At 29.2% G+C, this 11,313-nt stretch carries 10 protein-coding genes; 4 read left to right on the plus strand and 6 right to left on the minus strand.

All coding sequences use genetic code 11. From position 1 onward, the window contains the following. Positions 1-118: 118 nt before the first annotated feature. Both KO494_RS11550 and KO494_RS11555 read right to left on the minus strand, forming a co-directional pair. Positions 119-1,240: a GTP cyclohydrolase gene (locus tag KO494_RS11550; RefSeq protein WP_215967765.1), complete on the minus strand. Its 1,122-nt coding sequence runs from the start codon at positions 1,238-1,240 to the stop codon at positions 119-121. A gap of 16 nt (positions 1,241-1,256) precedes the next feature. Beyond that, entirely contained in the window at positions 1,257-2,258 is a 1,002-nt protein-coding gene (locus KO494_RS11555; protein WP_215967766.1) for a transporter, read from the minus strand. Positions 2,259-2,363: 105 nt separating this feature from the next. Between KO494_RS11555 and KO494_RS11560 the strand changes: the two genes are divergently transcribed. The 4 genes from KO494_RS11560 (at position 2,364) to KO494_RS11575 (ending at position 8,123) form a co-directional block, all read left to right on the plus strand. After that, positions 2,364-2,639 (plus strand): DUF4834 family protein, encoded by a 276-nt coding sequence (locus KO494_RS11560; protein WP_215967767.1) that lies wholly within the window; start codon positions 2,364-2,366, stop codon positions 2,637-2,639. Positions 2,640-2,789: 150 nt separating this feature from the next. Beyond that, a complete protein-coding gene (locus KO494_RS11565; RefSeq protein WP_215967768.1) occupies positions 2,790-5,219 on the plus strand; it encodes a YfhO family protein in 2,430 nt (809 codons plus the stop codon). Positions 5,220-5,294: 75 nt separating this feature from the next. Continuing rightward, the gene (locus KO494_RS11570) at positions 5,295-6,584 is read left to right on the plus strand and encodes a glycosyltransferase (RefSeq protein ID WP_215967769.1); all 1,290 of its coding nucleotides are present in this window, start codon (positions 5,295-5,297) and stop codon (positions 6,582-6,584) included. An 81-nt stretch (positions 6,585-6,665) separates the two neighbouring features. After that, entirely contained in the window at positions 6,666-8,123 is a 1,458-nt protein-coding gene (locus tag KO494_RS11575; protein WP_215967770.1) for a lipopolysaccharide biosynthesis protein, read from the plus strand. 130 nt (positions 8,124-8,253) lie between these two features. On the opposite strand, the gene KO494_RS11580 is transcribed toward KO494_RS11575, so the two are convergent. The 4 genes from KO494_RS11580 to KO494_RS11595 form a co-directional block, all read right to left on the minus strand. After that, positions 8,254-9,342 carry a hypothetical protein gene (locus KO494_RS11580; protein ID WP_215967771.1) on the minus strand — a complete coding sequence of 363 codons (1,089 nt, stop codon included), beginning with the start codon at positions 9,340-9,342 and terminating at the stop codon, positions 8,254-8,256. Between the two features lie 341 nt (positions 9,343-9,683). Further along, positions 9,684-10,064 carry a RidA family protein gene (locus KO494_RS11585; RefSeq protein ID WP_215967772.1) on the minus strand — a complete coding sequence of 127 codons (381 nt, stop codon included), beginning with the start codon at positions 10,062-10,064 and terminating at the stop codon, positions 9,684-9,686. A gap of 108 nt (positions 10,065-10,172) precedes the next feature. Further along, a complete protein-coding gene (locus KO494_RS11590) occupies positions 10,173-10,673 on the minus strand; it encodes a hypothetical protein (RefSeq protein ID WP_215967773.1) in 501 nt (166 codons plus the stop codon). A gap of 143 nt (positions 10,674-10,816) precedes the next feature. Next, positions 10,817-11,305 carry a hypothetical protein gene (locus KO494_RS11595; RefSeq protein ID WP_215967774.1) on the minus strand — a complete coding sequence of 163 codons (489 nt, stop codon included), beginning with the start codon at positions 11,303-11,305 and terminating at the stop codon, positions 10,817-10,819. Positions 11,306-11,313: the final 8 nt, after the last annotated feature.

Here is an 11,313-nt window from a genome sequence, read left to right on the forward strand (position 1 = left end):
GATGCTTAGTGTCTATGCAGTGTTTTAAAGAATGTTTTTAGAGCATTTATTCATAATTATATACCCAAGGTGTATAAACAAAAAAAACTCACAAAAATGTGAGTTTTTTAATCGAGTTTTAAACAATTTCTTTTCTAAATGTTTTTCTTCTTTTAATAATCTTTGGGTTAAAGTGTTTCCAGATTTGTTGTATTGCAGTATTATCTGCTAATTCTGGAGTTCTAATACAGTTTTGTATTCCTTTTTCTTTAAATGTATTGTAGTATTCGTTAAATATAATAGCTGTAATTCCCTTGTTTTGGTATTCTGGATCAATTCCTATTAAGTAGAAAATAACATCTTTACTTTCCTTTTTAGCTTTTAGTAGTTTTAAAAAACCAAACGGAAACAGTTTACCATTAATCTCTTGTAGTGCTTTAGAAAAAGAAGGCATTACAATGGCAAAAGCAATCATTTTATCATTTTTATCAAAAACAAATTTGATGTATTCAGGGTTTATAAAACTGATAAATTTCTTTTTAAAATACGCTTTTTGTATGTCTGTAATTTCTACAAAAGAAGAAAGCGAAGCGTATGCATTATTGAACAAATCAAACATTTCATCTGCATAAGGCATGACTTCTGCAGTTTTTGTAAATTTTTTAGCTTTTACTTGATAGCGTTTTTGTATTAAAGCATTTGCTTTAGAAAAGCTTTCTGGGTTTATGTTACCAAAAGGAAAATGGCTTTCTATCCATTCTTTTTCTGGTTTGTAATTAAGTTTTTCTAAATGCTTTGCATAATATGGATGGTTGTACCAAGTAATCATGGTGCCAATTACATCAAACCCCTCTGTTAAAACCCCAACCTTATCTAAATTAGAAAACCCTACAGGGCCTTCTGTGTATTCTAAATTGTTTTGTTTTCCAATTTCTGTAACTTTATCTAAAAGTGCTTTTGATACTTCTAAATCATCAATAAAGTCAAACCAGCCAAAACGCATTTTCTTTATGTTTTGGTTATTTACTTCTAGCCAATTAATAATTGCAGCAACACGGCCTACAATCTTATTGTCTTTATAGGCTAGAAAAAAAGAGGCATCTGCATCGTTAAAAACTGGGTTTTCATTTTTATCAAATGTTTTTAATTCTTGGCTAATTATTGGCGGAACCCAATATTTAGAATCTTTATATAGTGTGAAAGGAAATTTAACAAATGCCTTAAATTCTTTCTTGGTATGTACTTGTTTTATGGTAATCATAAAAATCTATAGGTCTTTATTCGTCATCAAAATTCTGTTCATGTTTCTGTCTATTATTTTTATTAGATTTTCTTGATTCTTTATTGTTTTTATTTTTTTTCTTTTTGCTTTTTTTACCATTACCTAACTCGGTACCATTATCAATTTCTTTGTCTTGATGAAAATCTAATCGATAAGAAGCACCAATAGTTACACCAAATACAGATGGTGTATCTTTAGTGTTTAACGTTAAAGCAGTATCTAATTGAAAGTTTCTGCTCCAAAGGTATGCGCCACCAAATCTAATTAAATTATCTGCATAAAAATCGCTACTTATTCCTTGCGCTTCACCAAATACAACCCATTGCGAATTAATAGATTTAGTAAGTGTTAATATGTATGAAAAATCAGATTGGTCTGTACCAATTCTATCTTTTACAAAGTTCATTACATATACCCAACCACCAGTGAAGTTGTTTTGTGTGGCAATCATTATTTTAGGACTAAAACCTTCTACGCCATAAGCTGTAAAAGGATTGTCTTTAGTGTCAAAATTGGCACCAACATACACTGCTACTGCTGGAATTAAAGATTTCCATTTAAAGCTATGGTTTGCATTCCAGCTGTATAAATTTGGTTTTTCTTCTCCTGCTTTTTTATAAGGATCATACACTAAATATTTAGCACCAATGGTTAATGTTTTAAAATTATTAAAAGACTCTTCATTAGCAACAGTATTTGTAAATGTTCTTTTTGTAGATTGAAAAGTCCCTTCAATATTAAGCTCTAAGGGTTCCCAAAGTAAGCCATATCTAGCTGTAAAATCTATACCATAGCTTTTATCTTCACGATTTAAAGGCGTATGATTTTCATTTAACATATAAGGACCTGCTTCAAATTGAATTACGTTAGTACCTACAGAAAATGCACTTTTAGATACACCAGGTCTGTTAGAGTTTATTACATCTGTGTATTGTGAGTAACCAGAAAAGGATACTGTAAAAGAAAAAATAGCTAAATAGAATTTAAAGAACTTCATATTTGTAGTTTTTTTGGGCTCAAATATATAGATTTTAAATATTTTTTAAGGATTTAAACCATAAATTAAGATTTAAGAATTGTATTTTTGTATAAAAATGATTTTATGTTGCAATTAGCATCTGTTACAGGAGTTGTAAAAGTTATCTTAATAATTTTATTAATTTATTACGGAATTAAGATTTTATCTAGAATTTTTGCTCCTATTTTATTAAAGTTTTTAACTAAAAAAGCCGAACAACGTTTTGGCGAGCAATTTGGTGGGTACAGAAAACCTGAAAAACCAAAAAATGAAGGGGAAATCACTATTGATAAAATGCCAGAAAATAAGTCTTCTAATAAAGATGTAGGCGAGTATGTAGATTATGAAGAAGTAGATTAATATTGTTATTTCTATCTTTATATTACTAGTAAAAAAGAATTCTATAAATAATCACTATTTTTTAAAGTTTAAAATAATTAGCCTCATTTAAACATATTAAGTTTCAAAAATTATGATTATTTTTCAGACTTATTGTTATCTATCTATTTCATGCAATTTTCTATAAAAAAAGTACTTCCTCATTTTCTTGTTTTTGTTGGTTTTATCATACTTTCACTTGCTTATTTTAGCCCTGTTTTAAAAGGGAAACAGATTTACCAAAGTGATATTAAGCAATATATTGGTATGTCTAAACAACAAACCGATTTTAAAGCCGAAACAGGAGAAGAAACCTATTGGACTAATAGTGCTTTTGGTGGTATGCCAACGTATCAATTAGGTGCAAGATATCCGCATAACTATATTAAAAAACTAGATCTAACCTTACGTTTTTTACCAAGACCTGCAGATTATTTGTTCTTATATTTTATAGGATTTTATATTCTTTTATTGGTTTTAAAAGTAGATTTTAAACTAGCAGCTCTTGGTGCCTTAGCCTTTGGTTTTTCAACCTATCTCATTATTATTCTTGGAGTTGGACATAATAGTAAAGCACATGCTATTGCCTATATGCCTTTGGTTTTAAGCGGAATTATTCTCACATTCAAACGCAAATATATTTTCGGGTTTTTACTAACCACTGTGGCAATGGCATTGCAGTTGGTGGCCAATCATCCGCAAATGACCTATTATTTAATGTTGTTAGTAATTGTTTTAGGAATTGCCTACCTAGTGGATGCATATAACAAAAAGGTGTTACCTCACTACTTTAAATCTGTTGGTATATTAGTATTTGCAGTAATTCTAGCTTTAGGGTTAAATGCAACAAGTATTATGGCTACCAAAGAGTATGCAAATGAGAGTACTAGAAGTAAAAGTGAATTAACAATTAATGCCGATGGTTCACCTAAAGAAGCTAGCTCTGGATTGAGTAAAGAATATATAACCGAGTATAGTTATGGTTTTTTTGAGAGCCTTAATTTGTACATCTCTAGAATAGTAGGAGGAGGAAACCACGAAGATGTAGGTAAAGATTCTGCTTCTTACGAATTTTTTATACGTCAAGGTGTTCCTGCTTTACAAGCTAAAGAATATACAAAACAAACTCCTACCTATTGGGGAGATCAACCTATAGTTGAAGCTCCTGCTTATGTTGGTGCTGTGGTTATTTTCTTGTTTGTTTTTGCATTATTTGTAGTAAAAGGAAGATTAAAATGGTGGCTTGTTGGAGGTACTGTCTTATCTTTATTACTTTCTTACGGAAAAAATCTAGGTTTTTTAACCGACTTTTTTATAGACTATGTACCTTTTTATAATAAATTTAGAGCAGTTTCTTCTATTCAGGTAATTTTAGAATTATGTATTCCGGTTTTAGCAATATTTGGTTTATCTCGTTTGTTTAATAATTTTGAAAAAGACGAAGAAAAGCTAAAAGCACTAAAATATACTGTTGGTATTACTGCTGGATTAGCAATTTTGTTATTGCTTTCTAAATCTGCTTTTAATTTTGCAGGTGTAAATGATGGGTATTTTAAACAAAATCACGGACAACAATTTATCGATGCTTTACGTGATGACAGAAAAGCTTTATATACCCAAGATATTCTAAGAACCCTTATTCTAGTACTACTTTCTGCAGGAGCAATATTTATGTTCTTAAAGAAAAAACTTTCTGAAAACCTGCTTATTGTTGCTTTTGCAGTTTTAATTGTTTTTGATTTAGTTTCGGTAGATAGACGTTACGTCAATACAGATAATTTTGTTTCTGCTTTACAAGTAAAAAAGCCGTATAAAGCTAATGCTGCAGATATTGAAATACTAAAAGACACCACGCATTTTAGGGTTTTCGATATTACAGATGGTTCTGCAAGGGCTTCCTATTTTCATAATTCTCTTGGTGGTTATCATGCTGCAAAACTGAAACGTTATGATGAGCTTTTCGACTTTCATATTGCTAGAAATAATATGAATGTAATAAACATGCTAAATACTAAATATATTATAGCAGAAGAGGAAGGGAAAATATTTCCGTTTACTAATACAGATGCTAATGGTAATGCTTGGTTTATTGAAAATATAAAAAGAAAAGAAAGTGCAAATGCAGAAATTATAGCCTTAGATAGTTTAGATACTAAGAGAAGTGCTGTGCTTTCAAACAATCTATTAGATGAAAAGTATATTAAAAATGTAGCATCTTTAAAAACGAATTATACAGTAGATTCTTTAGCTAATATTGCTTTAAAGGAATACAAACCAAACTATATAAAATACCAGTCTAAAAATAATAATCCTGGATTTGCTGTGTTTTCAGAAATCTATTATGCTAATGGGTGGCAGGCATATATTAACGGAAAACCAAAAGATCATTACCGAGTAGATTATGTGTTACGTGGTATGGAAATTCCAGCAGGAGATAATACTATAGAATTTAAATTTGAACCTCGAGTAATACAAACAGGAAGTAGTATAGCGCTGGCAAGTTCCATACTTTTCGGATTAATACTTCTTGGTGGATTATATTTTGGGATAAAGAAAAAATAATTGGTACTTCTGCTTTGTCAGTAAATTACAATAGATATAATTTAATAGGATTCCTGTCTTATCAGGAATATAGTAATGGAAAAAAAAAGGACACTTATTATAAGCTATTATTGGCCTCCAGCAGGAGGTCCAGGAGTACAACGTTGGCTAAAATTTGTTAAGTATTTGCCAGAGTTTAATGTAGAACCTATTGTTTATATTCCATCAAACCCTAATTATCCATTAGTAGATGAAACCCTATTAAGCGAAGTTGCTACTGATTTAACTATTATTAAACAACCCATTAGTGAGCCGTATAAGTTTGCTTCTTTTCTTTCTAAAAAAAACACAAAATCTATTAGTAAAGGCTTGATTACTGAGGCTAAAAAGCAAAGTTTAATAGAACGTTTGCTTTTACTTATTAGAGGTAATTTTTTTATTCCAGACGCTAGAAAAAGTTGGGTAAAGCCTTCTGTAAAATATCTTTCTACCTATATTCAAGATTTTAATATAGATACTATTATTACTACAGGACCTCCACATAGCTTGCATTTAATAGGTATGCAACTTAAAGCAAAACTAGGAGTGAAGTGGTTGGCTGATTTTAGAGATCCATGGACAACTATTGCATACCATAAAGAACTAAAACTAACCCAAAAAGCAAAGCAAAAACATATTACTTTAGAGCGTCAAGTATTACAAAATGCCGATCAAATTATTGTAACTAGTACCATAACAAAACAAGAGTTTCAAGAAAAAACAAAACAACCAATAACCGTAATTACTAATGGTTATGATGTTGAAAAAACGGAAGTAATTTCTTTAGATAAAAAGTTTACTTTAGCGCATATTGGTTCTTTATTAGCAAAAAGAAACCCTGAAGTTTTATGGAATGTATTGCAGGAATTAACAGAAGAAAATCAAGAATTTGCAAAGTATTTTGAGTTGAAATTAGTAGGTGCTGTAAGTGAAAATATTCTTAAAAGCATAAAACTATATAGGTTAAGTGATTATTTAAATAAAGAGGGTTATGTGTCTCACAATAAAGCTATTGGTTTTCAAAAAAAAGCACAAGTATTGTTGTTGATTGAAATAGATTCTGAAGAAACTAAATGTATTATTCCTGGAAAATTATTTGAGTATATGGTATCTAACAGACCAATTGTTGCATTAGGACCAAAGGGTTCTGATGTTGAAAAAATTATTGTAGAAACCAATACAGGTAACTATTTTAGTTATCAAGATTATGACAACTTAAAAAACATCCTATTAAAACATTTTAATGATTTTCAAGAAAATAAACTGCATACAAACGCTATAGGTTTGCAAAAGTATAGTAGAAAAGAATTAACAAGCGTATTAGCAGATTTAATTCATTCTATTTAACAGCATCTTGGTTACATTTTAAAAATTACTTGATTACTTATAGTACTTGCTAGTATTTAAAATTTATCTTTATAAAAATTTATGGGAATAATTGCTTCACAATCTATTAAAAACACCATTATTACCTACATTGGTTTTGGTATAGGAGCTATTAACACCCTATTTTTATATACAGCATTTTTGTCTGCAGACTACTTTGGGTTAGTAGTCTTTGTGCTTTCTACTGCAAACTTAATGATGCCAATTCTAATTTTTGGTGTAAATAATACTTTAATAAAGTTTTATTCATCTTACAAAACCAGAAGACTTCAAAACAGCTTTTTAACCTTTATGTTGTTTTTGCCTTTATTGTTTATAATTCCTGCAGGTTTACTTGGTTCTTTTTTTTATGAAAGTATTGCAAATTGGCTTGCTAAAGAAAATCAAATTATAAAAGATTATACAGGGTTAATATATGTATTGGCTGTAGCATTTGCTTACTTTGAAATCTTTTTTTCCTGGAGTAAAATTCATTTTAAATCGGTATTTGGTAATTTCATGCGTGAAGCTTTTCATAGGTTAGGTACTATGGTTTTACTTTTTGCTGTATATTTTAAATTACTTACTGTAGAGTTTTTTATTTATGCAATAACTAGCATATACATTATACGTGTATTCATCATGATGATTTATGCTTTTAGTATACGTTTTCCTAAATTAAGCATCTCAAAATCTTTTGAGTATTTAAGGGTTTTAAAATACAGTTTCCTTATTATTATAGCAGGATCTGTTTCTATGGTGTTATTAGACTTAGATAAGTTTATGATTGGTGAGTTAATAGAAATAGAAAACATTGCCTATTACAGTGTTGCTATTTTTATTGCTACAGTAATTGCAGTACCATCAAGAGCGATGCAGCAAATTGTAAACCCTTTAACAGCTTCATATTTAAACAATAAAAATTATAAAGATTTAGCAAAGCTCTATAAAAAGAGTTCTATAAATTTATTTATTATAGGAGGTTTTATTTTTGTGCTTATTGTTATTAATATTAACGGATTATACGCGTTATTAAACCCTGAATATAGTAAAGGATTGTTTATTGTAATTATAATTTCTATTGTTAAATTAATAGACAACCTATTGGGAAACAATAGTTCTATTATTTTTAATTCTGATTATTATAGAATAATACTAACCTTTGGTTTTTGTATTGTTTTTCTAGCTATAGGGTTAAACTATGTGCTTATTCCTAAATATGGTATAGATGGCGCAGCTATAGCAAGCCTTATATCCTTTTTTGTTTATGATACTTTAAAAATGTGGTATGTACATTTAAAATTTAAAATGCATCCATTTACTATAAAAACAGCTTATACTTTTTTAATTATTACACTATTATGCTTAGCTTTTTATTTCTGGGAATTCCCTTTTCATCCTATTCTTAATATAGCATTAAAAAGTTTTTTAGTAGCTTTATTGTATGCTATTGCTGTATTAAAATTTTCACTTTCTGATGAAATAACATCGCTAATTAAAAAGTTATTAAAGATCAATTGATTTATTTTATAGCATATTTTAGTTTAAATAAACATAACATTTTTGATGTTTTTATAATAGTAAAAAGAAAAACCCTATCCAGTTGCTTTGGGGTAAACCAGGATAGGGTTTTTAACTAACTAATCAAATTTTATCTTCTGCTACTTCTACTTGGTGAAGTTTTATTAGAATTAGAACTTCTAGTATTACTAGCAACCTGTCTGTTAGTTCTTGAACTTGTACTTGCAACTTGCGTGTTAGATCTTGATCTATTTGTAGATACTGTATTTCTATTTCTTGTTGGGCTTGTTACTCTTGGTGTAGTAGCTGTTCTATTTTTATTAGAAACTGTAGTTCTATTACTATTTGTTCTAGTACTGGTAACGTTATTATTTCTACTCTGTTGTCTATTTTTTTGTACTCTTGTGCTTGAAGTATTAGTTCTAGGCGTATTTGTAGTTCTTATAGTATTGTTTCTATTTACAGTAGTTGTAGTTCTGTTTCTAGATCTAATACTATTTGCAGTTACAGCGTTTCTTGGTCTATCATTTCCTCTAGTAGCCAATGATCTGTTTCTTGTAACTGTGTTTCCTCTTCTATTAGCAACAGCAGTTGTACGTCTATGGTTATTTACAAAAGGTCTTGTATATTGATATCTAATAGGTGTGTAATGTTGTCTGTAAGGTCTGTTAAATACTACACAATGGTTAAAATGTGGTATTCTAAAGTTTGCATGCCAAGGTCTGTATACGTAAAAACGGTTGTAAACATTTATAAAACCAGTATAATGCGAAAAACGATTATATCTATTATAGTGTACATATAAGCCACCAACACGAGTAACTAAACCAAAACTGTTGTAGTTTATAAATACATTACCTATTTGGCTAACACGACCATAATAATCGTAAAAAACAGGAATATGTTCAACTTGTACAATGGCTCCATAGGCATCATATTGTACATAAGCATCATAATCATAACCAGAGTTAAAACTAATGCTTGTATTGCCATGATTTATGTTTACGTTTACATTTGGTCCGTAATTCATCATATAAAAATCAAATTGTCCGTCAGGAAAAATTGAAAATTCAACACCTTGCTCTACAAAAATAAAGGAATTACCATATCCTCTTGTAGCTGTATTGCTGTTAGAATTATCTTGAGTAGTGCTTGTATTTGCTTGTGCAGTAAATCCAGAAAATAAGATTGCTGTAAAAATTGCGAGTATCTGTTTCATAATACTAGGTTTTAATGTTGAACTTATAAATTGAATTACAAGCATCGTGCCAAAAAGATATAAGTATTATAAAGAGCGCCTTTAATCAATTGTTGTTAAGTGGTTTACAGTTTTGTTTTTTTTTAGTAATGATCTAATTAAAAAGCTGCAATTCTTTAAAACAACTATCATCATGAAAAAATTAGGTTTGTTATTTGGGCCTAGTAGTGGAGCAGTTGTTTGCCAGCAAACAAATAAGTTACAACTGTGGATTAAATAAAAAAGCTGCTAGATATATAGTGTATCTAGCAGCTTTTAAAACGTATGGTTTGTTTTTTGTTTAATGAAATTTTAATATAGTATTATTGTATAGCAATACAGCTAATTTCTACATTTACAAATTTTGGTAGGTTAGCAACTTCCACAGTTTCTCTAGCAGGAGCAGAGCTATCATTAAAGTATTGACCATACACTTCATTTATTTGTGCAAAATTGTGCATATCACTAATAAAAATAGATGTTTTTACTACGTTTTCAAAAGTCATGTTTGCAGCAGCAAGAACAGCTTTCATGTTCTCCATAACTTGCTTGGTTTCGGTTTTAATATCATCTATAACTAGTTCTCCTGTTTCAGGATGTAAAGCAATTTGTCCAGAAGTATATAAAGTGTTTCCAGATAGTACTGCTTGATTGTATGGCCCAATAGGAGCAGGAGCGTTTGGTGTGGTTATTATTTTTTTCATAGAAAACTTATTTTTTATTATCACGAAGGTAGCTATTCCTTTTTTATTAAACTTTGATTATTTTGATTTTTCAATACGCCAAGATTAACAATCATTTTTATAAGGTTTTTATTCATTAAGTAACTTTTCGGCTTTCCTGAAAATTTCAATATATTTAATTCGATTATAGGTAGCGTTTTTTTCTTCGGTTGGTTTTCCTGATACCATTAACTTTCTTTGTTTTTTATTCCAGTTGATTATGTATGCTATAGCTCTAAAGTTTTCCTCAATATCTATACTGTATCCTTTTATTTTTGCAATAGAGTCTGTAAGAAAAAAGTAGGTGCTTTCAGATTCCACTATTTTAATTGGTTTATTTGCTACTAAGTAGATTTTTGATTTTATTTCTCCGTAATCCACATTTTTTACTTGCGCTATTTTAAAAATTTGTTTTTCCTTATGCCAAATTTTTAATTTACAGGACTCATTAATCAATTCAAAATTAGATTCAATTAGTTCGGTGTCAGTATCGATTGATTTTAATTGATTATCAATTTCAGTAATTTTGTTTTCTTGTCCAAAAACAAGAATTCCAATTAAGGTTAATAGTATTGTAAAAGTTTTTTTCAAAATGTTGTACAACCTGTTTGTGTGTGAGTTCGTCGTGTATTTAGCAAACTAATTTAACAAAAAGAAACAAACTAGTTGAAAACCCAAAGTATTTTTAGAGTATATAAAAGTAAGAAGTGTTTTATATATGTTGTTAGGCGTTCTTAATCTAATGTTTTCAGATGGGTTAATATTTCATCTGAAACTTGAATCATTTTGGTTTCTATTTGTTCTGTCAATTTACTCAGGTTATTGAAATCAGGGTTTTCAACTAACGTAGCTTCAAGAATAGAATATTTAGGCATTTCGGTTTTTCCTTTATTCCATTTTGTGGTTTTTAACAATTCCCAATATTTCTTTTGATTCGGTATGGTATTTCCTAAAAGCCAAACCTCAAACCGCATTTCTAAGTGATTTAATACAAGTCCAAATTTTAGCTTTTTACTTTTTAATAAATCGTTAGTATAGTAAAAATAAGTATAGTCTAAATATCCATGAAGAATTCCTGCAAATGAATATTGGTGAGAAAGACTTTTAATGAAATCTGTTCTTAATTGCATAACAAATTTCACTAACTCGTTATAAGCGATTAATATGTCTCCTTTTTCTAATTGTTCTTTATAAATTGAAACATATTTATTCAAATCCTTCATTTATGTAC

It is taken from the genome of Lacinutrix sp. C3R15 (assembly GCF_018860825.1).
Lineage (GTDB): Bacteria > Bacteroidota > Bacteroidia > Flavobacteriales > Flavobacteriaceae > Oceanihabitans.

Bases quoted from the DNA above. Each gene is read 5' to 3' on its own strand.
- KO494_RS11585 (WP_215967772.1), bottom strand. From the start codon at position 10,064: ATGAAAAAAATAATAACCACACCAAACGCTCCTGCTCCTATTGGGCCA.
- KO494_RS11550 (WP_215967765.1), bottom strand. From the start codon at position 1,240: ATGATTACCATAAAACAAGTACATACCAAGAAAGAATTTAAGGCATTT.
- KO494_RS11565 (WP_215967768.1), top strand. From the start codon at position 2,790: ATGCAATTTTCTATAAAAAAAGTACTTCCTCATTTTCTTGTTTTTGTT.
- KO494_RS11575 (WP_215967770.1), top strand. From the start codon at position 6,666: ATGGGAATAATTGCTTCACAATCTATTAAAAACACCATTATTACCTAC.
- KO494_RS11555 (WP_215967766.1), bottom strand. From the start codon at position 2,258: ATGAAGTTCTTTAAATTCTATTTAGCTATTTTTTCTTTTACAGTATCC.
- KO494_RS11595 (WP_215967774.1), bottom strand. From the start codon at position 11,305: ATGAAGGATTTGAATAAATATGTTTCAATTTATAAAGAACAATTAGAA.
- KO494_RS11560 (WP_215967767.1), top strand. From the start codon at position 2,364: ATGTTGCAATTAGCATCTGTTACAGGAGTTGTAAAAGTTATCTTAATA.
- KO494_RS11580 (WP_215967771.1), bottom strand. From the start codon at position 9,342: ATGAAACAGATACTCGCAATTTTTACAGCAATCTTATTTTCTGGATTT.
- KO494_RS11570 (WP_215967769.1), top strand. From the start codon at position 5,295: ATGGAAAAAAAAAGGACACTTATTATAAGCTATTATTGGCCTCCAGCA.